Source organism: Bradyrhizobium sp. CCBAU 53340 (assembly GCF_015291645.1).
Taxonomy (GTDB): Bacteria; Pseudomonadota; Alphaproteobacteria; order Rhizobiales; family Xanthobacteraceae; genus Bradyrhizobium.
The window spans coordinates 6,991,723-7,015,986 of sequence record NZ_CP030055.1; the positions used below are offsets into that span (position 1 = coordinate 6,991,723).

The following is a 24,264-nucleotide window of genomic DNA, read 5'->3' on the forward strand; positions in this document are numbered from 1 at the left end:
GCAGCATGAACAGGCAAATGGTCCTGGTCGGTTTCCTGCAGGCGCAGAACTGCACGAACTTGCCGAGCTCGTGGCGGCATCCGGATTCGCGCAGCGACTCGATGTCGGCGGATTATTATCAGGAGATCGCGAGGATCCTCGAAGCCGGCAAGTTCCACATGGCGTTCTTCGACGATCGCCTGGCGATGCCGGACCGCTACGGCAACGACCACGCCCACACCGTCGAATACGGCATCCGCTGCGTGAAGATGGATCCGCTGATCGTGCTGACGACGATGGGTATGGTCACCGACAAGCTCGGGCTGGGAGCGACCTGCTCGACCACCTATTACGAACCGTTCGACGTCGCACGCCGCTTTGCCACGCTCGATCTGATGTCGGGGGGACGGGCGGGCTGGAACGTCGTCACCTCGCTCAACGACGGCGAGGCGCTGAACATGGGTCGCGACTCCCACCCCGAGCACGATTCCCGTTACGACAAGGCCGACGAGTTCATGGAGGTCGTGCTCGGCCATTGGGACACCTGGGAAGACGGCGCGCTGATCATGGACAAAAAGAGCGGCCGCTTTGCCGACCCGACCAAGGTGAAGCGGCTCGACCACAAGGGGCCGTCCTTCAAGTCCCGCGGACCATTCACCGTGCCGCGTTCGCAGCAGGGCCACCCCGTCATTATCCAGGCCGGCGCCTCCGGCCGTGGCCAGCGCTTTGCCGGGCGATGGGGCGAGGTGATTTTTACGGCCGCGCGCAATCTCCAGGGCGCCAAGGATGGCTATGCGGCCGTTCGCAATGAAGCCGCGAAAGCCGGCCGCGATCCGGAGCAGATGTTCCTCTGCAATCTGACGACGCCGGTCTGCGCCGCGACCAAAGCCGAGGCCGAGGACAAGATGGCGCTGATCAACAAGCTGCCGCTCGAGATCGACGCGCTGTCGCTGCTCGCCGAAGCGCTCAATTACGACTTCGCCTCCAAGGATCTCGACGAGCCGCTGACGACCGACGAGCTGAAGAGCATGCAGGGCATCCTCGGCATCCGCGACGGCGTGCTGAAGAATTCAGGCAAGAGCAATCCGAGCGCGCGCGACTTCGTCACCTTCTCCGGCCGCGGCCAGGTGCACGACGCCATGGTCGGCGGCCCCAGGGAGATCGCGGACAAGTTGGAGGAGATGTTCGTCGAGCGCGGCTGCGACGGCTTTGTCATCGCCGCGACTTATGTGCCCGGTTCCTACGCCGATTTCGTGCAACACGTCGTGCCGGAATTGCAGCGGCGCGGCCTGTTCCAGAAGGAGTATCGCGGCAAGACGCTGCGGGAGAATCTCGGGCTGAAGCGGCCCGCGGCCGGCGCCTGGAAGGTGCGGCCGCGGGATGCCGCGGAATAACGACGAGGACACATCATGCGCTGGCTGAAATTCACCGCCTCGGACAAGACGTCCTGGGGGATCGTCGAGGGCGACAAGGTGATCGCGGTCGATGGCGATCCCTTCGGCGAATGGCAGCGCACGTCGCGAACGCATCCGTTGGCCGAAGTCAAGATCGAGCTGCCGCTGATCCCCCGCACCTTCTATTGCGTCGGCCTGAACTACCTCAAGCATTTGAAGGAAGCCGCCGACAAGGCCGGCACGGTGCCGGCCGTGCCTGACAGGCCCGAAATCGGCTACCGCGCGCAGAACGCACTGATCGCGCATGACGAGGACGTCGTGATCCCGGCCTTCGCGACGGAGAAGATTCACTACGAGGGCGAACTCGTCGTCGTCATCGGCAAGAAGGCGAAGCATCTCACCGAAGCGAACGCAATGGATTGCGTGTTCGGCTACACGATCGGCAACGACGTCAGCGAGCGCAGTTGGCAGAAGGCCGACCGCAGTCTGTGGCGCTCCAAGAATGCCGACACGTTCAAACCGATGGGCCCGTGGATCGAAACCGAGGCTGATCTCGCAACCATGGAGACGATCGTGCGGGTCAACGGCCGTGAGACCAACCGCTTCGCGACCAACGACATGATCTTTGGCGTGGTGCCGTTTTTGGTCGAGTTGTCCAGGTACTTTACGCTCTGGCCCGGCGACGTGATCTGGATGGGCACGGACGGCGCATCGCCCGACATCAAGCACGGCGACGTCGTTGAGATCGACATCACCGGTGTCGGCACGCTTCGCAATCGATTTGTGCGGGAGGGACTGTGAATCAACCCGCGGTGCCCGAGCGGCTCTTCACATAGTCGATAAAGGCACGCAGCTTCGGCATGATCTGCCGATGGCCCGGATAATACAGGAACACGCCCGGTGTCATCGGCGCGAATTGCTCCAGCACGGGGACGAGTCTCCCCGCCGCGATGGCGCTACTCGCCAGCGGAGCGGGCACTTGCGCAAGACCCACACCTTCGATCGCGGCTCCTAGCATGGTCGGGAAATCGTAGGCGATGAAAGGTCCCGACACCGCGATCTCGACCGAACGGCCACCGTCGACGAGCGACCACGATGCCAGCGCACCGTTTGATCGCCGCAACCGCAGGCAGGCGTGCGCGCGGAGATCGTCCGGACGCTCGGGCCGGCCGCGACCGGCAAGGTAGGTCGGGGCCCCGACGACAATGAGAGGAAACGGCTTCGTCAGCCGCACCGCAATCATGTCAGGGGTGATGAACTGGCCCATCCTGATGCCGGCATCGAATCCTCCGGCCGCGAGATCGACCAGCTCTTCGCTTGCGGCAAGCTCCACCTCGATCTCCGGATAGGCCTGGCAGAACGAGGCGATCAGCGGCTCGAGCAGGATCGGCACCACCGAGCGCGGGACGGTAAGGCGCAGCAGCCCGGCCGGCCGCTGACCGAGCTCACGCGCAGCTCCGCTTGCCGCGACGAGCTCCTCAAAGGCCGGTCGTGCGCGCGCAAAAAATCTCTCGCCGGCTTCGGTCAGACCAACGCTGCGGGTGGTGCGGATGAAGAGCGCGGCGCCGACACGCGCCTCGAGTGCGCGAACTGCCTGGCTGATCGCCGAGGGCGTGACTCCCAATTCGGCAGCCGCCCGCCGGAAACTGCGATGCTGGGCGACGCTCAGAAACGCCTCGACACCGTCGAGCGCTCCCTGCCTGACTGTGAAGTTCTGCTTCATAGCCCGTCAACATTATCGCGAATAGTCGCCCATGGAAAGGCGCCCTACATCCGGATTGCAAATGAGCCGCACCGGAGAAGCGAACCGATGAAGGCAATCCGCAACGCCATCCTGACACTCGCCCTCACATTGACAGGTGTTACCGCCATGACCGAGCCATCCGCTGCCCAAGCACAAGCGCCATCACCCACGACCACCGGGGTCGTGGTCATCCTCACCGCCAAGGCGGGCGTCACGCGTGAGCAAATCATGGCCGTCATGCCTGATGAAATCAGGCAGACCGTCCAGCTCTATCTCACTGGAAAAGTCCGTGAATGGTATTCGCGATCCGATGGGCGCGGCGCCGTCTTCCTGCTGGATGCCCGCAATGATGCCGAAGCGCACGCGATCATGGATGCTTTGCCGCTCGCCAGGCAGGATCTGATCGACCACGAATACATCGCGGTCGGTCCGCTCATGCCACTCCGTCTGTTGATGGCCAAGCCCTAGCGGCCGCCGCCATCAGATCCAATTCGAACCTCAGCCGAAGGACGTCGCAACGTGCCACCGGGCTTCAACCTTCCATTCGTCCTCAGTGTCGCAGGCGCCTTGCTGGCGAGCGCGGCGGTTGCCGTGCTCTATGTCTGGCCTGTTGTCCGCGCGATGCCACGCTATGACGCCCTTCGACTTCTCGCAGCGTTCCATGCGTTCCGCTTCCTCGGAATGAATTTCATGGTCGCAGGCTTCGTGTCTGCGGATTTGAACCCTGATTTCGCCGGCGAAGTCGCGTGGGGAGATCTCATCGCCGCCACGCTCGCGCTCATTTCCATGGCGGCACTATCCTGGCGGTGGTCGATCGCCGTTCCGATGGTCTGGATCTTCAACGTCTGGGGTACGCTTGATCTCCTGAATGCGTATTATGTGGGCGCGACGAAGATTCAGAATCCCGGCCTGTTCGGCGCCGGCATTTATCTCCCGGCCCTCTATGTGCCTTTGCTGCTGGTCAGCCACGTGCTCGTCTTCATGCTTCTGCTGAGGGCGGGGTCGGAAGAAAAAACAGCGTGACGGTGCCTACGACACTTCCCGTATGTCAAAACGGCAGCGCCACGCCGGTCTTGATCTCCTTCAGCACCACGTTGCTGCGGACGTAGCGGATGCCGGGAATGCGGAACATGAACTCATCGAGGAAGCGGTTGTAGGCCGCCATGTCCTGCACGACGACGCGCAAATGGTAGTCGGCATCGCCCGTGGTCGCAAAGCACTCCAGCACCTCGCGGCGCGTGGTGACGCGCGAGACGAACTCGTCGACGAATTTGGCGTCGTGCCGCTCCAGCGAGACGTGAAGGATGGCCGACATGGCAAAGCCCGCCTGCTCACGTGCGATCAGCGCCACGTAGCCCTGGATGACGCCGCTCTCCTCCAGCGCACGCACCCGACGCCAGCAGGCCGAGGTCGACATGCCGACCTCGTCGGCAAGCTGCTGGTTGGTGGCGCGGCCATCCTTCTGGAGATGGGCAAGTATCCGCGTATCCTGGTCCTCGATCATCGAAAGCCCTCAAATCGATCAATCCTACCAGATTTGCGTCAATCTCGCAAAAATCTCCCGATTTCAGGCCGCCACCGGTAAAAATAGGTAAGACCTACCAGAGCCCCGGGCCTACCCTTCGCCTATCCGGCAGCATGCCGCGCGAGGTCCGCCATGGACGCCATTCCGTCACTCGACACCTACGAACTCTCCGACCGCTATGAGCGCGAGGAGGGCCGCGTCTTCCTCACGGGCACACAGGCCATCGTCCGCATCGCACTCGACCAGATCAGACGCGACCGCGCCGCGGGGCTCAACACGGCCGGCTTCATCTCCGGCTATCGCGGCTCCCCTCTCGGCGGCATCGATCTCGAACTCTGGCGCATCAAGGATCAGCTCAAGCGAAACCGCATCGAATTCCTTCCCGCAGTGAACGAGGATCTCGCGGCCACCGCGGTGCTCGGCTCGCAGCAGGTCGAGACGCAAGGAGACCGTGAGGTCGATGGCGTGTTCGGGCTCTGGTACGGCAAGGGCCCCGGGGTCGATCGCTCCGGCGATGCGCTCAAGCATGGCAACGCCTATGGCTCCTCGCCGCATGGCGGCGTGCTGGTGGTCGCCGGAGACGATCATGGTTGCGTCTCCTCCTCGATGCCGCACCAGTCGGACGTCGCCTTCATGAGCTGGTTCATGCCGACGTTGCATCCGGCCAGCGTCGATGAATATCTTGAATTCGGCGAATATGGCTATGCGCTGAGCCGCTTCTCCGGCATGTGGGTCGGCTTCAAGGCGATCTCGGAGATCGTCGAGTCAGGCGCTTCGGTCGCGCTGCGTCCGCCGCGCGTCTTCCACGCGCCCGATTTCACGCCGCCGCCTGGTGGACTGCACTATCGCTGGCCGGACCTGCCGGGCCCGCAGATCGAGGAGCGGCTGGAGGCAAAGAAGCACGCGGTCTACGCCTTCGCCAAGGCCAATCCGATCGATCGCCACATCTACGACATCCCGGGCGCCACCTACGGCATCGTTACCACAGGCAAGGCCCATCTCGACCTGATGGAAGCGCTGCGGTTGATGGGCCTCGATGAAGCGGCCTGCCGCAGCATCGGCATCGATATCTACAAGGTCGGCATGGTCTGGCCGCTGGCCCTGCACGACGCGATGGACTTCGTGAAGGGCAAGCGCGAGATCCTCGTGGTCGAGGAGAAACGCGGCATCATCGAGAGCCAGTTCAAGGAATATTTTTACGACTATCCCGGCGCCAAGCCGGAGCGCATGGTCGGCAAGCATGACGAGACTGGCGCGCGGCTGATTTCGTGGATCGGCGAATTGTCGCCGCGCGCGCTCGCATCCGTGCTGGCGCGCCGGCTCGATCCGATGTTTCCAGGCCTCAATCTGGCCGCACGCGCGGCCGCCTTGCTGCCGGAGGCGGCGCGAACGATCAATGTCAGCGGCGCGACGCGCACGCCGTACTTTTGCTCGGGATGCCCACACAATACCTCGACGAAAGTACCTGAGGGATCGAAGGCGCTGGCCGGCATCGGCTGTCATTTCATGGCGAGCTGGATGGACCGCGAGACCTCCTCGCTGATCCAGATGGGCGGCGAAGGCGTGAACTGGGCCGCCTCGTCGCGCTTTACCGGCCACAAGCACATCTTCCAGAATCTCGGCGAGGGCACCTATTATCACTCCGGCTCGATGGCGATCCGGCAGGCGATCGCGGCCAAAGCGAACATCACCTACAAGATCCTGTTCAACGATGCCGTTGCCATGACCGGCGGCCAGCCGGTCGACGGCCCGGTCAGCGTGCAGGCCATCGCGCACAGCGTGCGAGCCGAAGGCGTGGCCCGCATCGCGCTGGTGTCGGACGCTCCGGAGCAATTCCTGCCCGCGGACCTGCCCAGCGGCGTCACCATCCATCCGCGCGAGGAGATGGATGCCGTCCAGCGCGAGCTGCGCGACGTCGCCGGCGTCTCGGTCCTGATCTACCAGCAGACTTGCGCCACCGAGAAGCGCCGCCGGCGCAAGCGTGGACAGATGGCCGATCCCAAGCGCTTTGCCTATATCAACGACCTCGTCTGCGAAGGCTGCGGCGACTGCTCCGTCGAGTCCAACTGCCTCAGCGTCGAGCCGAAAGAGACGCCATTCGGCCGCAAGCGCCAGATCAACCTGTCGGCCTGCAACAAGGATTTTTCCTGCCTCAACGGCTTCTGCCCGAGTTTCGTCACCGTCGAAGGCGCCACGCGCCGGAAGAAGAGCGCGAGCCAGATCGACGCGATCAGTCGGGCGGTCACGCTGCCTCTGCCCGTCGCTGCAACGCTCGATCGTCCCTACGACCTGCTCGTGACCGGTGTCGGCGGCACCGGCGTGATCACGGTCGGCGCACTGATCGGCATGGCCGCGCATCTGGAGCGGTGCGGCGTCTCGGTGCTGGACTTCACCGGCTTTGCGCAGAAATTCGGTCCCGTGCTGAGCTACATCCGCCTGGCTGCGAGCCCTGAGGCGCTGCACCAGGTTCGCATCGACCAGGGCGCGGCCGACGCACTGATCGGCTGCGACCTCGTCGTCAGCTCCTCGCCGAAGGCGTCCGGCACCTATCGCCGCGGCACCCGCGCCGCCGTCAACACCGCGGAGATGCCGACCGGCGACGTCGTTCGCTTCCGCGACGCCGATCTCGCCTCCCCTGCCCGGCTGCGCGCGATCCGGCAGGTCATCGGCGACAACAATCTCGACACGATCAACGCCAATGCTCTTGCCGAGCGCCTGCTCGGCGATGCCGTCTATGCCAACATCATCATGCTGGGCTTTGCCTGGCAGCGCGGGCTGGTACCGGTCTCATTGCAAGCGCTGCTGCGCGCGATCGAGCTCAATGGCGTTGCGGTCGAACGCAACAAGCAGGCTTTTGCCTGGGGCCGCATCGCCGCCGCCGATCCGGACTTCCTGCCGAAGACGGAAGACCCGCCAAAAGCCGAAACGCTTGATCAGGTCATCACCCGACGCGCGGATTTCCTCACGGCCTACCAGGACCAGGCTTACGCCGCCCGCTATCGGGCGCTCGTCGCGAAAGTCCGCAATGCCGAAGCCGGGCTCGAAAGCGAGGCGCTAACCGAGGCCGTCGCGCGCGCCTTGTTCAAGCTGATGGCCTACAAGGATGAATACGAGGTTGCGCGTCTGCACATGAGAAGCGGCTTCCTCGACGAATTGAAACGCGAATTCGAGGACGGTTTCAGCGTCAAATATCACCTCGCGCCGCCGTTCCTGCCTTCCGGCCGCGACGCGCGCGGCCGCCCGCGCAAGCGCGCCTTTGGCCAGTGGATCCAGATGCCGCTCGCGGTGCTGGCACGGTTGAAATGGCTACGCGGAACGCCGTTCGACCCGTTCGGCTACACGGCGGAACGACGCGCGGAGCGCGAGCTGATCGCCTGGTATGAGAGCTTGATCGAAATGATGCTCGTCCGGCTCGACACACCGAATCTGCCCAGCCTCATCGCGATCGCCCGAGCTCCTACGGAGATCCGCGGTTATGGCCCGGTGAAAGAGGCTGCAATTGCGAAGGTCAAGACCGACGTGGACACGTTGCTGGCTCGACCAGAAGCGGCCAAGGCGGCCTGAACTGCCGCGCCAACCGTCAAGAATACGGATTTATCAGCTTCTGCTGCTCGGCGCTGTGCTGCACGAGCAGGTCGATGAAGATTCTGACTTTCGCCGACAGATGATGGCGGTGGGGATAGACCGCGTTCATCGACAGTTCGACCGTGCGGTATTCGGGCAGCAGACGAACCAGCCGCCCTGTTTCGAGGTCGTCGTGGATGAGAAATCCGGCCATCAGGCACACGGCCGCGCCCTCCAGTGCCACTTTGCGCAGCGCCTCCCCGCTGTTGGTGACGAAGCTGCCCGAAATGCGCACCGAGGCTGGCACGCCCTTGCGATCGAGGAAGCGCCACTCGTCGCCGAACGGATAGTTCAGATGACGACCGCAATTGTGCGCGGAGAGCTCGTCAAGTTTCTGCACGCGACCGTGCTTCTCGAGATAGTCGTGCGAGCAGCACAGCACGTGACGCCAGGTGGCCAGGCTGCGGACGATCAGGCTCGAATCCGGCGGCGGGACCATCCGCAGCGCCACGTCGTAGCCTTCCTCGATGAGGTCGATATCGGCCTCGCCCATGCGCAGATCGACTTTGAGCTCGGGATAGCTGGATAGGAGCTTTGCCACGACCGGCGCGACGAACGGCACCATATGCGTGGCAACATGGACGCGTAGCGTCCCGCGCGGGGCCGATTGCAATTCGCTGGCGATATCGTCGGCCTGTTCGAGGTCGGCCAGGATCTGCGTGGCGCGATCGTAATAGGATTGACCGATCTCGGTGAGGCTCACCTTGCGCGTGGTGCGGTTCAGCAACCGCACCCCCAGCCGGTCCTCAAGTGCCTGGACATGGTTGCTCACCATGGTCGTCGACATGTTGAGCCGGCGGGCGGCGGCCGAGAATCCGCCGTTTTCAACCACCCGGACGAAGGCGCTGAGGCTGGTGAAGCGATCCATGGTTCAGGCCTCGATTATCCGCTCTGACCGGATAATGCTTCCAGCAATTCCGGGATTATCGCAAGCGCCGGGATAACGCATCTTAGCGGCGTGAACGGCGCCTGTTTCAAGCGAGGGCCGTTGGAAATTTGCGAGGACGCCATGTCGAACGCCTCTTATGTTACTGAAAAACAAGATAAAATCAGCCTTCGCCCATCTCGCCAGGCGATCAAGCGGGCGGCCCTCGCGCTGGCGCTGACCCTCGGCGTCACTGTCGCCGGCGACTACGGCTACGATTACCTGACGACCGGCCGCTACCTGGAATCCACCGACGACGCCTATGTGAAGGCGGATTCCACCATCATCGCGCCGAAGGTCTCCGGCTACATCGCCAAGGTGCTGGTAGGGGACAACGAGAAGGTCGGAGCGGGCCAAATGCTGGCCCGGATCGACGACCGTGATTTCAAGGCGGCGCTTGGTCAGGCCCGCGCCGACGTTGCCGCGGCCGAGGCTTCGGTCCGCAACCTCGACGCGCAGCTTGAGCTGCAACAGCCGGTTATCGAGCAGAGCACCGCCGACGTCGCGGCTGCCGACGCCAATCTGAAATTCGCGCAGGAAGAGCGCGCCCGCTACGACGACCTCATGAAGTCGGGCTCCGGCACGATCCAGCGCGCGCAGCAGACCGATGCGGCGCTGCGTGCCAGCAACGCGCAATTGCAGCACGCCAGGTCGGGCCTGGTGGCCGCGCAGCGCAAGGTCGACGTGCTGACCACCCAGCGGGCGCAGGCCGCAGCGCAGCTCGATCGCGCGCGCGCCGTCGCGGACCAGGCCGAGCTGAACCTGTCCTATACCGAGATCACCGCGCCGGTCGACGGCACCGTCGGTGCCCGATCCTTGCGCATCGGCCAGTTCGTCCAAGCCGGCACGCAATTGATGGCGGTGGTGCCGCTCGATGCGGTCTATGTGGTGGCAAATTTCAAGGAGACACAGCTCACACATGTGCGCGCGGGCCAGCCGGTCGAGCTGCACGTCGATAGCTTTCGCAATCGCACGCTGCACGGCCATGTCGACAGCCTGTCGCCGGCCAGTGGGCTGGAATTCGCCCTGCTGCCGCCCGACAATGCCACCGGCAATTTCACCAAGATCGTGCAGCGCGTGCCGGTGAAGATCGTGCTCGACGATTACAGTCTGACCGGGCTGCTGCGGCCCGGCATGTCGGCGGTTCCGACCATCGACACCAAGCAGGCCGTCGTGGCCGAGCGCGAGACCGCCAAGCGCGTCGCCGACAACACCGCGCGATCGAACGGCGGCTAACGCCAGGAGGTTTGCCGGCGGGATTATCAAATCCTGCCGGACGATCCTTCCCGAACTTTCCTGATTATCGAACCCATCCGACTGCCGCATCCTGTCTCCGTAACCGAGACGAGGCTTCCATGAGCACGCTCCAACCAACCGTCAACGCCGCCAACATCCCCGCTCCGGTTGCATCCTCTGTCACGCCCGCCGTCTCAGCCAAAACCTGGATCGCCGTGATCGGCGCCACGCTCGGCGCCTTCATGGCAGTCTTGAACATCCAGATCGTCAACGCTTCGCTCGCCGACATCCAGGGCGCGATCGGCGCCGGCATCGATGACGGCGGCTGGATCTCGACCTCTTATCTGATCGCCGAAATCGTGGTGATCCCGCTCTCCGGCTGGCTCGCACAGGTGTTTTCGATCCGGATCTATCTGCTCGCCAACGCGATCCTGTTTCTGGCTCTGTCCGCGGCCTGCGCGCTGGCGCAGGACCTGCCGCAGATGATCGTGCTGCGCGCGGTGCAGGGCTTTACCGGCGGCGTGTTGATCCCGATGGCGTTCACGCTGATCATCACATTGCTGCCGCGTGCCAAGCAGCCGGTCGGCCTTGCGCTGTTCGCCCTGTCGGCGACGTTCGCGCCGGCGATCGGGCCGACCATCGGCGGCTATCTCACGGAGAATCTCGGCTGGCAGTACATCTTCTACGTCAACCTCGCGCCCGGGGCGATCATGGTCGGCATGCTCTGGTATGCGCTCGAGCCCAAGCCGATGAAGCTGCCGCTGCTGCGCGAGGGCGACTGGGCCGGCATCATCGCCATGGCGATCGGTCTCTCTGCGCTCCAGACCGTGCTGGAAGAAGGCAACAAGGACGACTGGTTCGGCTCGCCCTTTATCGTCAAGCTGTCCGTGATCGCAGCAGTCGCGCTGACGACCTTCCTGATCATCGAGCTCACGGTGAAGAAGCCGCTGCTCAACCTGCGCCTGCTGGTCCGCCGCAATTTCGGCTTCGGCATGCTCGCGAACTTCCTGCTCGGCGTCGCGTTGTATGGTTCGGTGTTCATCCTGCCGCAATATCTGTCGCGCATCCAGGGCTACAATGCCGAGCAGATCGGCACGGTGCTGGCCTGGACCGGTCTGCCGCAGCTCGTGCTGATCCCGCTGGTGCCGCGCCTGATGCAACGTTTCGACGCACGAATCATGATCGGCATCGGCTTCGTGCTGTTCGCAGGCTCGAACTTCATGAACATCCTCATGACCAACGACTATGCCGCCGACCAGCTGTTGTGGCCGAACGTCGTCCGCGCCATCGGGCAGGCGCTAGTGATGGCGCCGCTGTCGGCAGTCGCGACATCCGGTATCGAGCCGGAGAATGCGGGCTCGGCCTCCGGCCTGTTCAACATGATGCGCAATCTCGGCGGCGCCGTCGGCATCGCGCTGCTCCAGACCGTGCTGACCAAGCGCGAGCAGTATCACTCGAACGTGCTGATGCAATCGGTCTCGGTGTTCGAGCAGGCCACCCGCTCGCGGCTGGAACAACTGACGCAATATTTCGTCAATCGCGGTGTGCTCGACCGTGCGGACGCGTCGCATCGTGCCTATGTCGCGGTCGGCCATGTCGTGCAGAAGCAGGCTTACATCCTCGCCTTCAGCGACACCTTCTATCTGCTCGGCATGGCGCTGATCGTGGCCTTGATCGCAGTCCTTTTCCTGAAGAAGCCCGGCCATGTCTCGGCGGGTGAAGCCCACTGACCCCACCTAGAAGCAAGGAGAACGACCATGAAACCCCGCATGAATTTCTACCAGGCTGCCCCCGATACGATGAAGGCGCTGATGGCGCTGGAAGAGCAGATCCAGTCGACGGGTCTGGAGAAATCGCTGATCGAGCTCGTCAAGATCCGGGCCTCCCAAATCAACGGCTGCGCCTTCTGCATCAACATGCACACCGAGGACGCGCGCAAGCGCGGCGAGACCGAGCAGCGCATCTATCTGCTCAATGCCTGGCGCGAATCCCCGCTCTATACCGATCGCGAGCGCGCCGCGCTGGCCTGGACGGAAGCCGTGACGCTGATCTCCGAGACGCACGCGCCCGACGATGTCTATGAAGATGTCCGTGCGCAGTTCTCGGATGCGGAGACGGTGAACCTGACCATGCTGATCGGCGCGATCAACGCCTGGAACAGGATCGCGATCGCATTCCGGGCGGTGCATCCGGTGAAGGTGAAGGCGTCGGTGGCATAGGGGGCGGCGTCGTCCCTACATCCACAACTGTCATGCCCCGCGAAGGCGGGGCATCCAGTACGCCGCGGCCCATCGATAGAAACACAACCGTCTCGGAGTACTGGATCGCCCGGTCAAGCCGGGCGATGACTGTGAAGAGCGCAGCTTAAACCGCCGTCGCCTTGGCGAACTCCACATAGATCTCGCGCAGGCGCGTCGCCATCGGGCCGGGCTTGCCGTCGCCGATCGCCTTGCCGTCGATTGCGACCACCGGCTGCACGAACGCCGAGGCCGAGGTAACGAAGGCCTCCTTGGCGGCAAGCGCTTCGGCGACTGTGAACAAACGCTCCTCGACGCGGAGCTGACGTTCCTCCGCAAGCGCGATCACCGCCTTGCGGGTGCAACCCGGCAGGATCGCGTTCGAATTCTGTCGGGTGACGATGACGTCATCCTTGGTCAGAATGAACGCCGTGGAGGAGCCGCCCTCGGTGACGTAGCCGTCTTCCAGCATCCAGGCTTCGCTGGCACCTGCTTCCGCCGCGGCCTGCTTCGCCAGCACCTGCGCCAGCAGCGCGACGCTCTTGATGTCGCGACGCTCCCAGCGGATGTCGGGCACCGTGATCACATTGATGCCGGTCTTGGCGGAGGGAGCATCGATGATGTCCTTCTCGGAGGTGAACATCACCAAGCTCGACTTGACGTCCCCTTGGGGGAATGGGAAGTCACGCCCCTTGTCGGCGCCGCGCGTCACCTGGAGATAGACGAGGCCGCTTTCGAGCTTGTTGCGGGCGATCAGCTCCTTCTGGATTTCGGTGATGCGCTCGATGGTTTCAGGCAGCTTCAGCTTGATCTCGCCGACCGAACGCTCCAGCCGCGCCAGATGCGAGGCGTTGTCGACCAGCTTGCCGCCCAGCACGGCCGAGACCTCGTAGATGCCATCGGCGAACAGGAAGCCGCGGTCGAGCACCGAGATCCTGGCTTCCGAGAGCGGGACGAATGAGCCGTTGACATAGGCGATCGAGTCCAAGGCAGGTCTCCTGGCGGGCATAAGGGGATTTTGGATCTTATACGCCAGTTGGGGGACGCGATCACCCCACGTTTCGTCATTCCGGGGCGGCGCGAAGCGACGAGCCCGGAATGACGGCAGTGGTCAGTGCGACAGAATCTTCGACAAGAACTTCTGCGCGCGGTCGCTGCGCGGCTTGCCGAAGAAGTCGTCCTTCGGTGCGTCCTCGACGATCTCGCCGCGGTCCATGAAGATCACGCGGTTGGCGACCTTGCGGGCAAAGCCCATCTCGTGGGTCACGACCATCATGGTCATGCCCTCGCGGGCGAGGTCGACCATGACGTCGAGCACCTCGCTGACCATCTCCGGGTCGAGCGCCGAGGTCGGCTCGTCGAACAGCATCACGATCGGGTCCATGGCGAGCGCGCGGGCGATGGCGACGCGCTGCTGCTGGCCGCCGGACAGTTGCGCGGGGAATTTCTGCGCCTGCTCCTTCAGGCCGACGCGCTCCAAGAGCTGCATTCCCTTGGTGACCGATTTGTCGTGCCCCCGGCCCAGCACCTTCTCCTGCGCAAGGCAGAGATTGTCGATGATCTTCAGGTGCGGAAACAGCTCGAAGTGCTGGAACACCATGCCGACGCGCGAGCGCAGCTTCGGCAGATTGGTCTTGGGATCGTTGACCTTGGTGCCGTCGACCGAGATGTCGCCGCTCTGGAACGGCTCCAGCGCGTTGACGCATTTGATCAGCGTCGACTTGCCCGAGCCCGAGGGGCCGCAGACCACCACGACCTCACCCTTGGTGACGCTGGTGGTGCAATCCGTCAGCACCTGAAAGCTCGGAGTGTACCATTTGTTGACGTGGCTGATTTCGATCATGACCGATACGCTTTATCGAATGATGGCGATGCGCGACTGCAGGCGACGAACGCCGAAAGACGCGATACAGGAAATGGTGAAGTAGACGATTGCTGCGAACAGATACATCTCGACGAGACGTCCGTCGCGCTGTGCGACCTTGCTGGCGGCACCGAGGAAATCGGTGATCGACAGCACGTAGACCAGCGAGGTGTCCTGGAACAGCACGATGGTCTGCGTGATCAGCACCGGCAGCATGTTGCGGAAGGCCTGCGGCAGCACGACGTAGCGCATGGTCTGCGCGTAGGTCAGTCCGAGCGCGCTGGCCGCCGCCGGCTGCCCGCGCGAGATCGACTGGATGCCGGCGCGCATGATCTCCGAGAAGTACGCCGCCTCGAACATGATGAAGGTGATCAGCGAGGAGGCGAACGCGCCGACGCTGATCGGACGCGACGCCCCGGTCAGCCACTGCCCGATATAGGGCACCAGGAAGTAGAACCAGAAGATCACCAGCACCAGCGGCAGCGAACGCATGAAGTCGACATAGAGGCCGGCGATGCGTCCGAGGGTCTTGAGGCCGGAGAGCCGCATCAGGGCGAGCGCCGTGCCGAACACCAGGCCGCCGAATGCGGCGAGCCCCGTCAGCGTCAGCGTGAACGTCATGCCCTCGTAGAACAGATAGGGCAGTGCGCGGCGGATGACGTCGAAATCGAAATTGGCCAGCATCGCTTACTTCCCCGTGATGTAGCCGGGGATCGCGACCCAGCGCTCGAGGAAGCGCATCGCGGTCACGACGACGGCGTTGACGAGGAGGTAGAGGATGGTCGCTGCAGTGAAGGCCTCGAACACCTGGAACGAGAACTCCTGCATCGAGCGCGCCTGTCCGGTCAATTCGAGCAGGCCGATGGTGATGGCGACCGCCGTGTTCTTGATGGTGTTGAGGAACTCGGAGGTCAGCGGCGGCAGGATGATGCGGAACGCCATCGGCAGCAGCACGTAGCGGTAGCCCTGCACGGTGGTCAGGCCGAGCGCGGTCGCCGCCATCTTCTGCCCGCGCGGCAGCGACGAGATGCCGGCCTGCAACTGCACGGCGACACGCGCCGACATGAAGAAGCCGATGCCGATCGCTGCCGTCCAGAACGGCGCGTTCGGCAATTGCTTCAGCCACAGGCCGGCGGCTCTCGGCAAGATCTCAGGCAGCACGAAGAACCACAGGAACAGCTGCACCAGCAGCGGCATGTTGCGGAAGAACTCGACCCAGCAGAAGCCGAACCAGGAGGCGCCCTTCGACGGCAGCGTACGCATCACGCCGACGATCGAGCCGGCGATCAGCGCGATGATCCAGGCGAGCACCGCGGTTTCGAGAGTCAGCGCCAGTCCCGACAGCAGCATGTCGAGATAGCTGCCGGTCCCCATCGGGTTCGGCTGGAAGAAGATTCCCCAGTTCCAGTTATAATTCACGTGTCCCCCGCGCGAACGCGCCAATTATGGATGTCCCGGCGCTATGCAAATGTCCGGCCACCCTGGTGTCAAGAGTGGCCGGACATGATCCCGATCCAAAGATCGAGGTTTTACCTTACTTGTAGTCGTCCGGGTTCGGCGAGTCCGAAGGCTTGGCGAACTCGTGCTTCAGCTCTTCGGAGATCGGCGTGTTGAGGTTCAGGCCCTTCGGCGGGATCTTCTGCATGAACCACTTGTCGTAGATCTTCTGGCCTTCACCGGAGGTGTAGAGCGCGGCCGTCGCCGCATCGACCACCTTCTTGAACGCCGCATCGTCCTTGCGCAGCATGATGCCGTAGGGCTCGGGCTTGGAGAACGCGTCCTTCGAGATCACGTAATCGTTCGGCGACTTCGAGCCGGCGACGAGGCTGGCGAGCAGGATGTCGTCCATCACGAAGGCGACTGCACGGTCGGTCTCGACCATCAGGAAGGCTTCGGCGTGGTCCTTGGCCGGAATGATGTTGGCGCCGAGCTTCTTCGCGACGTTGGCCTCGGTGAGCTGCTTGATGTTGGTGGTGCCGGCGGTGGAGACCACCGTCTTGCCCTTGAGATCATCGATCGACTTCAGGCCGCTCGACTTCTTGAACACGTAACGGCTCGCGGTCAGGAAGTGGGTGTTGGTGAACCACACCTGCTTCTGGCGCTCGGCGTTGTTGGTGGTCGAGCCACATTCGAGGTCGATGGTGCCGTTGGCCATCAGCGGAATACGGGTCGCCGAGGTGACGGGATTGAGCTTGACCTCGAGCTTGTCGAGCTTGAGCTCCTTCTTCACGGCATCGACGATCTTGTAGCAGATGTCCATCGCGAACCCGACGGGCTTCTGGTTGTCGTCGAGATAGGAGAACGGGATCGAGGAGTCGCGGAAGCCCAGCGTGATGGCGCCGGTGTCCTTGATGTTCTTCAGCGTGCCGGTCAGTTCCTCGGCCCCGGCCTGGCTGACGACGAAGGTCGCGGCGAGCGCGAGCCCGATGTGACGGAAATGCTTCACTTTTTTATCCCCTTTCAGGATGATGCGGCCGGATGCAAGCACAAAACGGCCCGGATTAGAATGTGACTTTCGGCTGGATCACAGCTCAGGTTAACGGGCTCAGGTCAGCGGCTTCGGCAATTCCCCGAGATCCCAGAACAGTCCCGCCATCACCGTCAAGGCTTCTTCGGTCAATGGCAGCAGAATGTGCTCGTTGGGCGCATGCTGGGAGCAGCCGGGATAGGAATGCGGCACCCAGATCGTCGGGAGGCCAAGTACTTCCGAAAACACGTCATTCGGCAGCGAGCCGCCGAAGTTTGGCAGCACTGCCGGTGCCTTGCCGGTGGTGTTTTGGACCGAATCGGCCGCCCATTTGATCCATGGGCTGTCGAAATCGGTGCGCGAGGCGGCAAAGCTCTGGGCTGCCCGCACCTCGACCATGGGAAAGCCCCTTGCGACCAGATGGGCGCGGACCGCATCGATCAGACCGTCGATCTTGGTGCCGACCACGAAACGCAGTTGCAGCACAGCGTTGGCGTGGCCGGGAATGGCATTGGCGGGCTTTTCGATATTGCCCGACGACATCGCCAGCACTTCCAGCGTGTTCCAGGCATAGAGCCGCTCGGCCGCGGACAGGCCCTCCTCGCCCCAGTTCTCCGCAAGCTGTGGCTCGTCCGCGGTCGGCACCACCTGCACGTCGGCGAGATAGCTGCGGATCTGGTTGGTCAGCCGCGGCGGCTTCAGCGCCTCGAGCTGGAGCCGGCCATGGCCGTCGACCAGCGTCGAAATCGCGTTGACCAGGATGGTCGCGGGGTTGGCGAGCACGCCGCCCCAATTGCCGGAATGATTACCGCCGTCGCGCAAGTTGACATCCAGATGAATGCGGATGCCGCCGCGACAGCCCAGGAACAGCGTCGGCCGATCCGCCGACAGCCGCGGCCCGTCGGAAGCCATGAACAGGTCCGCCTTCAGCGCGTCGCGGTTGAGGTCGCAGACCTTGCCGAGATCGGGCGAGCCGATCTCCTCGCCCATCTCGACGATGAATTTCGCATTGAAGCCGAGCTTGCCGCCCCGGGCCTCGCGCACCGCACGGAGCGCGGCCATGTTGATGCTGTGCTGGCCCTTGTTGTCGGCGGTGCCGCGGCCATAGAGGCGAATGCCCGAAGCCGTCGTGCGCCAGGGATCGCGGCCATCGCGCCACTCGCCCTCCATGCCGTCGACGACGTCGCCATGGCCATAGATCAGGACGGTCGGAGACGAGGTGCTCTCGTGATGCTCGGCAAACAGGAACGGCGCCTTGCCGCTCGGAGATTCCACGATGCGGCTGGTGAAATCGAGCGCCGCAAAGGAGGGCATCATCTCCTGTTCCAGATAGGCGCGCAGCTCGGGGCCGCGCGAGGCATTCTGGCTCTCGGTCCTGAAGGCAACGCGGCGGTCGAGTTCAGCGAGGAACGCACCGGATTTGAAGTCGTCCCGGGCGCGGGCGATGGCGTCGGCTCTGGTCATTCGTACCGTCTTCAACTCGATGGAACGAGGTAGCGTAGCGAGCTACGCAGGCGCTCGAAAGTGGCGGGACTTGCGATTTCGTTCTTGCTCTCTTGAGATTGGCTTGCCAAGGGCTGCAGCCCACTGATTTTGGCCTTGCCAAGTGCAAGGTATATGCAAGAACTTCGCCAAGTTCGGGCGTACGTCTATCATTCGAAGAGCGCTCGGTACAGGGCGCCGAGGGACCAGTTATGGCCAAGCAGATCAGGCTCAACGCATTTGCGATGAATTGCGTCGCGCATCAATCACCGGGGTTGTGGACCCACCCGCGCGACCGCACCGCCGAATATAACCGCCTGCCCTACTGGATCGATCTCGCCAAAACGCTGGAGCGCGGCCGCTTCGACGGGCTGTTCCTGGCCGATGTGCTCGGCGTCTACGACGTCTATGGCAACAGTCCTGACGCGGCCTTGCGCAACGCAGCACAGACGCCGTCGAACGAGCCGCTGCTGCTGCTCTCGGCGATGGCGGCGGTGACCAAGAACCTGGGCTTCGGCGTCACCAGCAATCTCTCCTTCGAGCCGCCCTACCCGTTCGCACGCCGGATGTCGACGCTCGACCACCTCACCGAGGGGCGGATCGGCTGGAACGTCGTCACCGGCTATCTCGACAGCGCCGCGCGCGGCGCCGGCAAGGACAAGCAGACCGGGCACGACGACCGCTACGACATCGCCGACGAATATATGGAGGTGGTCTACAAGCTCTGGGAGGGAAGCTGGGAGGACGACGCGGTGCTGCGCGATCGCAAGCGCGGCATCTTCACTGATCCCGGCAAGGTCCATCGCATCAATCACGAGAGTGCGAATTACCGCATCAACAACACCATTCATCTGAGCGAGCCGTCGCCGCAGCGCACGCCCGTGCTGTATCAGGCCGGCACCTCGCCGCGCGGCCGGCAGTTCGCGGCCAAGCACGCCGAATGCGTGTTCATGTCGGGGCCATCGGCCAAGATCATTGCGCCGCGGGTCGCCGCGATCCGCGAGGAAGCGGCCAGGCTCGGTCGCAACCCCGCCGAGATCCTGATGTTCAACATGATGACGATCATCCTCGGCAACACCGAAGCTGAAGCTGCGGCGAAATACGCCGACTACCGTTCGCACATCAATCCCGAAGGCGCGCTGGCCCTGATGTCGGGATGGACCGGCATCGACTTCTCCGGCTACGAGCTCGACCAGCAGGTCCGTCACGTCCAGAACGATGCTGGCCGCAGCGCACTGGACAACGTGACCCGCGGCGACCCCGACCGCGTCTGGACCGTGCGCGACGTCATCGAACATGTCGGCATCGGCGGCGCCGGCCCGGTCGTCGTCGGTACGCCCGAAAGCGCCGCCGACAAGATCGAGGACTGGTTCGAGAAGACCGATGTCGACGGCCTCAACGTTGCGTTCGCGATCTCGCCTGGCGATTTCGAGGATATCAGCGACATGCTGGTGCCGGAGCTGACCAAGCGCGGACGCTACAAGCCGGAATATGCGAAAGGCACGCTGCGGGAGAAGCTGTTCGGCGACGGCCGCGCGCGGCTGAATGCGCCGCATCCTGCGGCGGGGTATCGGGTGGGGAAGAAGGCAGGCTAGCGCCCGACGCTGAAGATCCCGTCATCCTGAGTGCGCGCCCTTCGCGCGCCTCGAAGGATGAGCGGCCCCGATGCAGCCGGGCCGTCGCCTTCGAGGCCTCCGCTTCGCTCCGGCACCTCAGGATGACGGTGAGGGGCCGAAGGCCGCGCTCGCCGCACCTTCGTTGTATCTACACCTTGCCGTCCACCATGACCTCGATCAGCTTGGTCCCCGGCCGGCTGAACGCCAAGGACAGCGTCGCCTTCAATTCCGTGGGATCGCTCACCTTGATCGCTTCACATCCCAGCGCTTTCGCGACGCCGGCGAAATCCACAGGCGGATCGACAAAGTCCATGCCGACGTAATTGTCGTCGCCATGGAAGGCGAGCAGGCGCTGCTTGATGATGCGGTAGCCACCGTTGTTGGCGATGACGACGTTGAGCGGCAGCTTGTGGTGCGCCGCGGTCCACAGCGACTGGATCGAATACATCGCGCTGCCATCGCCCGAGAAGCACACCACTGGCCGATCCGGATTGGCGAGGCTGACGCCGACGGACGCCGGCAGGCCCCAGCCGATGCCGCCGGAGGCAAGGCCGTGATAGCCGTACCGATCGCGATGCGGACGGAGGTTCGTGATCTGGCTGCTGGAGGTGAGGCCTTCATCGACGAGAATGGTGTCGTCAGGCATGGCTTCGACCATTTGCAGCACGAGATAGTCGGGATTGATCGGCGCGCGGCCGGCGCTCTTGCTGATGTGTTCGACCAAAGCGGTGCGCCGCGCGGTCCAGTTCTTCGGTGCGAGCTCAGCAAGGCGCTGTTTTGCGCGCTGGGCCAAAGCCGCGCCGCCCATGTCCATCAGCACCGGAATCAACGCGCGCAGTGTTTCCTTGACGTCCGCCTTGAGCGCGATCTCCACGCCAAAATTCTTGGCGATCTCCCAATCAACCAGGCCGACCTGCACAATCGGCAATCCATCCGGCAGCGGGTCGATCTCGCTATAGACCGACATGCGCACTGGATCGCCGCCGAGTCCGATCAGAAGGTCGTAAGGCGCCAGCATATCGCGCACGAGCTTCTGCACGCGGGTCAGCGTGCCGACAAAGCTCGGGCTCTCGGAGAGAAAGTGCGAACCATAGGCCGTCGAGGATTGATAGGCAGCAGCGCCGAGCAGCTCGGCAAATTCAGCGGCTTCCTTCAGCGCATCGCTCTTGACCACCTCGTCCATGGTCACGATCACGGGGCGTTCGGCCTTGAGCAGGCGCGCGGCGAACGCTCTGAGCGCCTCGTCCGATGGTCTTGCGCGAGCGTCGATGCGGGTGGAGCGGCCGAGATCGATGCCGGCTTCGCTGTTGAGGATGTCACCCGGCAGCGAGATGAACACCGGTCCGGTCGGCGGCGTGGTCGCGACCTTGGCGGCGCGGCGGACGATGCGTGGCAGATCCTCCAGCCGCGTGACCTCGACCGCCCATTTCACCAGCGGTTCGGCCATGCGCACCAGCGGACCATAGAGCACCGGCTCCATCAGGCCATGGCCCTGCTCCTGCTGACCGGCAGTGAGGATCATCGGCGTGCCCGTGAACTGCGCATTGTAGAGTGAGCCCATCGCATTGCCGAGACCGGGCGCCACATGGACGTTGCAGGCGACGAGTTTTCCCGAGGCGCGGCTATAGCCGTCGGCAATCGCCACCACCAGGCTCTCCTGCATCGCCATCACATAGGTGAGATCGGGATGGTCCTTCAGCGCATGCATGATCGGCAGCTCGGTGGTCCCGGGGTTGCCGAACAGGTGGGTGATGCCCTCGTCCTTGAGCAGCGCGAGGAAGGCGGAGCGGCCGGTGATCTTGTTCTTCATGTTTCCCCCAAGAAGCGGACGTTGCCGCAAGGACGGAAGACATGATGGCCGAAGTCCTGGGAGGCGCGCAAGGAAGCGCGGTCATGGCTGCCTTGCGCACACAAGGAGAAGCTGGAAAGATCGACCCAAGCCGGGAGGACCGTCATGGCCTACGACGAAGGCACCGCGTCACGGGTTCGCAAGCTGCTGGCGGGCCAGCGGCACGTCGCAGAAAAGAAGATGATGGGCGGGCTTTGTTTCATGGTGGACAACGTCATGTGCTGCACCATTAGCGGCCGCGGCGGCATGCTGTTCCGCGTTGGCCCTGAGGCGCACGCGCGGATGCTAAAGGAGCCTCACGCGAGTCCGATGGAAATGCGCGGGCGGATCATGACGGGATTTGTGCGCGTTGCGCCGGAGGGCTACGAGACCGACGCCGATCTGAAACGATGGGTCAGACGGGGGCTCGACTTCGTAGCGGCGGCTCCGAAGGAAGCCAAACTCAAGAAGACGGCGCCGCGCAAGGCCGCAACCAAGACGAAGAAGCCGACGGCTAAAACTGCCCCTCCTCGCGCCCGAGCTCGAACGGATCCTCACCGCTAGCGCGTTTCTTCTTTTTCGAGCGCTGCCAGACCACGCCCGGAAAGCCCTTCAGCGGCACCAGCGGCTCGCCGGTATAGGCCCATTCCTGCAGCTCCTCGATGGCGATGTGATAGAGCGGCTGGCGGCCGGTGCGTTCCTTGAACAGAGCGCGTGGGATGTTGACCATGTGCGGGCCGCGCGGGCGCTCATAGGCGATCGGCGTGCCGCAATGCGAGCAGAAGCTGCGCGCGGTCTTGGTCGCCTTGTCCTCGTAGCGGGTCAGCGCGGTCTTGCCCGACGTGATGCGGAAGCGCTTCTTCCAGCTGCCGACATAGGTCGCGTAGGCCGCGCCATGGGCGCGGCGGCTGGCGGCGGAGTGATCATGCCAGGCCCAGCGCGCGGGGACGTCAATCTCGAAGGTGACCTTGCCGCAGAGGCATTGGCCGGTGGCGGTTCCTGCGGCGACTGCGGCTTTGGCCATGGTGGTCTCTCCGTCGTCATTGCGATGACGACAATACACGATCGTCATTCCGGGGCGCGACGAAGTCGCGAGCCCGGAATCCATTGGGCAGCAAGTCAAGACGTTAGATGGATTCGGGGCTCGATGCTTCGCATCACCCCGGAATGACAGGGGAGATATCCTACGCCGGCGTCAGCTCGTCATATCCAGGGTAATCCGTATACCCCTTCTCCTCGCCGCCATAGAACGTCGCGCGGTTGTAGGGCGTGATCGGATAGTCATGCTCAAGCCGTCGCGGCAGATCGGGATTGGAGATGAAGATGCGGCCGAAGGCGATGAGGTCGGCATGGCCATCGGCGATCGCGGCATTCGCGGTCTCTCCGGTGAAGCCGCCGGCGGTCATCAGCACGCCACTGTAGTGCGGACGGAACAGCACCATCGCCGAGGGCACGTTCTCCCAATGGACGTCGGCGCGGCCGGCGCCGCTGGAGCGCGGCTCGATGAGGTGCAGATAGGCCAGGCCGAGCTTGTCGAGCGCCTTCACCACGTGCGTGTACAGCGGCATCGGATCGGGCTCGGCGGAATCATTGGCGATGCCATGCGGGGACAGCCGCACGCCGACGCGGTTCGCGCCCCAAACGTCGATCGCGGCCTGGGTCACTTCAAGGAGCAGGCGCGTGCGGTTCTCGATCGAGCCGCCATATTGATCGGTGCGCTGGTTGCTGCGCGACTGCAGGAACTGCTCGAGCAGATAGCCATTGGCGCCGTGGATCTCGACGCCGTCGAAGCCGGCCGCGAGTGCGTTCTTCGCGCCCTGCCGGAAGGCCTCGACGATGCCCTTGACCTCGTCGGTCTCCAGCGCGCGCGGCGTCTCGTAATCGGCGATCTTGCCGTCGGCAGTCATCGCTTTCATGCCGTCGGCCCTGATCGGGATCGCCGAGGCCGAGACCGGCAGCTCACCGCCGTGGAAGGAGGAATGCGAGACGCGGCCGACATGCCAGAGCTGGAGGAAGATGATGCCGCCCTTGGCGTGCACGGCATCCGTCACCTTGCGCCAGCCGGATACTTGCGCGTCCGTATAGATGCCCGGCGTCGCAGGATTGCCGCGGCCATGCGAGAGCACCGGCGAGGCTTCGGCGATGATCAGCCCGCCCTTCGTCGCGCGCTGGCCGTAATATTCTGCGTTGAGCGGGCGTGGCGAAAAGCTGTCGCGCTCGGCACGCATGCGCGTCAGCGGCGCCATCGCGACGCGATGCGCAAGCTTGTACGGACCGACCTGCGACGGTCTAAACAACGCCGGATATTTCATGACTACCCCGAAGGTCTATGGAAAGACGTGG

Annotated in this window: 22 protein-coding genes; 10 read left to right on the forward strand and 12 right to left on the reverse strand. The window is 63.8% G+C overall.

The annotated features are described in order from the left end of the window. The first annotated feature begins 5 nt into the window (after positions 1 to 5). A complete protein-coding gene (locus XH89_RS33130) occupies positions 6 to 1,373 on the forward strand; it encodes an LLM class flavin-dependent oxidoreductase (protein WP_194464491.1) in 1,368 nt (455 codons plus the stop codon). Between the two features lie 15 nt (positions 1,374 to 1,388). Beyond that, positions 1,389 to 2,174: a fumarylacetoacetate hydrolase family protein gene (locus XH89_RS33135; RefSeq protein ID WP_194464492.1), complete on the forward strand. Its 786-nt coding sequence runs from the start codon at positions 1,389 to 1,391 to the stop codon at positions 2,172 to 2,174. A 1-nt stretch (position 2,175) separates the two neighbouring features. On the opposite strand, the gene XH89_RS33140 is transcribed toward XH89_RS33135, so the two are convergent. Then, positions 2,176 to 3,096, reverse strand: coding sequence for a LysR family transcriptional regulator (locus tag XH89_RS33140; RefSeq protein ID WP_194464493.1), 921 nt, complete (start codon positions 3,094 to 3,096; stop codon positions 2,176 to 2,178). Positions 3,097 to 3,183: 87 nt separating this feature from the next. On the opposite strand from XH89_RS33140, the gene XH89_RS33145 reads away from it, so the two are divergent. Then, positions 3,184 to 3,585: a hypothetical protein gene (locus XH89_RS33145; RefSeq protein WP_246767686.1), complete on the forward strand. Its 402-nt coding sequence runs from the start codon at positions 3,184 to 3,186 to the stop codon at positions 3,583 to 3,585. 51 nt (positions 3,586 to 3,636) lie between these two features. Beyond that, complete coding sequence (locus XH89_RS33150; protein WP_194464494.1) at positions 3,637 to 4,140, forward strand: hypothetical protein; 504 nt, start codon at positions 3,637 to 3,639, stop codon at positions 4,138 to 4,140. Positions 4,141 to 4,165: 25 nt separating this feature from the next. On the opposite strand, the gene XH89_RS33155 is transcribed toward XH89_RS33150, so the two are convergent. Then, entirely contained in the window at positions 4,166 to 4,621 is a 456-nt protein-coding gene (locus XH89_RS33155; RefSeq protein WP_194464495.1) for an Lrp/AsnC family transcriptional regulator, read from the reverse strand. Positions 4,622 to 4,774: 153 nt separating this feature from the next. Here XH89_RS33155 and XH89_RS33160 point away from each other — a divergent pair, with 153 nt between their 5' ends. Next, on the forward strand, positions 4,775 to 8,206 hold the full coding sequence (locus tag XH89_RS33160) for an indolepyruvate ferredoxin oxidoreductase family protein (RefSeq protein ID WP_194464496.1): 3,432 nt from the start codon (positions 4,775 to 4,777) through the stop codon (positions 8,204 to 8,206). A gap of 16 nt (positions 8,207 to 8,222) precedes the next feature. Here XH89_RS33160 and XH89_RS33165 read toward each other — a convergent pair whose 3' ends face one another. Continuing rightward, positions 8,223 to 9,134, reverse strand: coding sequence for a LysR family transcriptional regulator (locus XH89_RS33165; protein WP_194464497.1), 912 nt, complete (start codon positions 9,132 to 9,134; stop codon positions 8,223 to 8,225). A gap of 141 nt (positions 9,135 to 9,275) precedes the next feature. On the opposite strand from XH89_RS33165, the gene XH89_RS33170 reads away from it, so the two are divergent. The 3 genes from XH89_RS33170 (at position 9,276) to XH89_RS33180 (ending at position 12,646) form a co-directional block, all read left to right on the forward strand. Next, the gene (locus XH89_RS33170) at positions 9,276 to 10,427 is read left to right on the forward strand and encodes an HlyD family secretion protein (RefSeq protein ID WP_194464498.1); all 1,152 of its coding nucleotides are present in this window, start codon (positions 9,276 to 9,278) and stop codon (positions 10,425 to 10,427) included. Between the two features lie 119 nt (positions 10,428 to 10,546). Continuing rightward, on the forward strand, positions 10,547 to 12,157 hold the full coding sequence (locus XH89_RS33175) for an MDR family MFS transporter (RefSeq protein ID WP_194464499.1): 1,611 nt from the start codon (positions 10,547 to 10,549) through the stop codon (positions 12,155 to 12,157). 27 nt (positions 12,158 to 12,184) lie between these two features. Continuing rightward, on the forward strand, positions 12,185 to 12,646 hold the full coding sequence (locus XH89_RS33180) for a carboxymuconolactone decarboxylase family protein (protein WP_194464500.1): 462 nt from the start codon (positions 12,185 to 12,187) through the stop codon (positions 12,644 to 12,646). A 145-nt stretch (positions 12,647 to 12,791) separates the two neighbouring features. On the opposite strand, the gene XH89_RS33185 is transcribed toward XH89_RS33180, so the two are convergent. From XH89_RS33185 to XH89_RS33210, 6 genes are all read right to left on the reverse strand, one after another. Then, on the reverse strand, positions 12,792 to 13,652 hold the full coding sequence (locus XH89_RS33185) for a D-amino-acid transaminase (protein ID WP_194464501.1): 861 nt from the start codon (positions 13,650 to 13,652) through the stop codon (positions 12,792 to 12,794). 123 nt (positions 13,653 to 13,775) lie between these two features. Then, positions 13,776 to 14,507: an amino acid ABC transporter ATP-binding protein gene (locus XH89_RS33190; RefSeq protein WP_194464502.1), complete on the reverse strand. Its 732-nt coding sequence runs from the start codon at positions 14,505 to 14,507 to the stop codon at positions 13,776 to 13,778. A 12-nt stretch (positions 14,508 to 14,519) separates the two neighbouring features. After that, complete coding sequence (locus tag XH89_RS33195; RefSeq protein WP_194464503.1) at positions 14,520 to 15,212, reverse strand: amino acid ABC transporter permease; 693 nt, start codon at positions 15,210 to 15,212, stop codon at positions 14,520 to 14,522. Between the two features lie 3 nt (positions 15,213 to 15,215). Continuing rightward, on the reverse strand, positions 15,216 to 15,947 hold the full coding sequence (locus XH89_RS33200; protein ID WP_194464504.1) for an amino acid ABC transporter permease: 732 nt from the start codon (positions 15,945 to 15,947) through the stop codon (positions 15,216 to 15,218). A 115-nt stretch (positions 15,948 to 16,062) separates the two neighbouring features. Beyond that, on the reverse strand, positions 16,063 to 16,974 hold the full coding sequence (locus XH89_RS33205; RefSeq protein ID WP_194464505.1) for an amino acid ABC transporter substrate-binding protein: 912 nt from the start codon (positions 16,972 to 16,974) through the stop codon (positions 16,063 to 16,065). Positions 16,975 to 17,073: 99 nt separating this feature from the next. Next, the gene (locus XH89_RS33210; RefSeq protein ID WP_194464506.1) at positions 17,074 to 18,459 is read right to left on the reverse strand and encodes a M20 family metallopeptidase; all 1,386 of its coding nucleotides are present in this window, start codon (positions 18,457 to 18,459) and stop codon (positions 17,074 to 17,076) included. Between the two features lie 230 nt (positions 18,460 to 18,689). Here XH89_RS33210 and XH89_RS33215 point away from each other — a divergent pair, with 230 nt between their 5' ends. Beyond that, the gene (locus XH89_RS33215) at positions 18,690 to 20,072 is read left to right on the forward strand and encodes an LLM class flavin-dependent oxidoreductase (protein WP_194464507.1); all 1,383 of its coding nucleotides are present in this window, start codon (positions 18,690 to 18,692) and stop codon (positions 20,070 to 20,072) included. 169 nt (positions 20,073 to 20,241) lie between these two features. Here the strand turns inward: XH89_RS33215 and XH89_RS33220 are convergent, their stop codons facing one another. Continuing rightward, positions 20,242 to 21,903 (reverse strand): thiamine pyrophosphate-binding protein, encoded by a 1,662-nt coding sequence (locus XH89_RS33220; RefSeq protein ID WP_194464508.1) that lies wholly within the window; start codon positions 21,901 to 21,903, stop codon positions 20,242 to 20,244. Between the two features lie 144 nt (positions 21,904 to 22,047). Here XH89_RS33220 and XH89_RS33225 point away from each other — a divergent pair, with 144 nt between their 5' ends. Beyond that, complete coding sequence (locus tag XH89_RS33225; RefSeq protein WP_194464509.1) at positions 22,048 to 22,485, forward strand: TfoX/Sxy family protein; 438 nt, start codon at positions 22,048 to 22,050, stop codon at positions 22,483 to 22,485. Here the strand turns inward: XH89_RS33225 and XH89_RS33230 are convergent. After that, complete coding sequence (locus XH89_RS33230) at positions 22,436 to 22,945, reverse strand: GFA family protein (protein WP_194464510.1); 510 nt, start codon at positions 22,943 to 22,945, stop codon at positions 22,436 to 22,438. The genes XH89_RS33225 and XH89_RS33230 overlap by 50 nt on opposite strands. A 160-nt stretch (positions 22,946 to 23,105) precedes the next feature. After that, positions 23,106 to 24,233: an alkene reductase gene (locus XH89_RS33235; protein WP_194464511.1), complete on the reverse strand. Its 1,128-nt coding sequence runs from the start codon at positions 24,231 to 24,233 to the stop codon at positions 23,106 to 23,108. Positions 24,234 to 24,264: the final 31 nt, after the last annotated feature.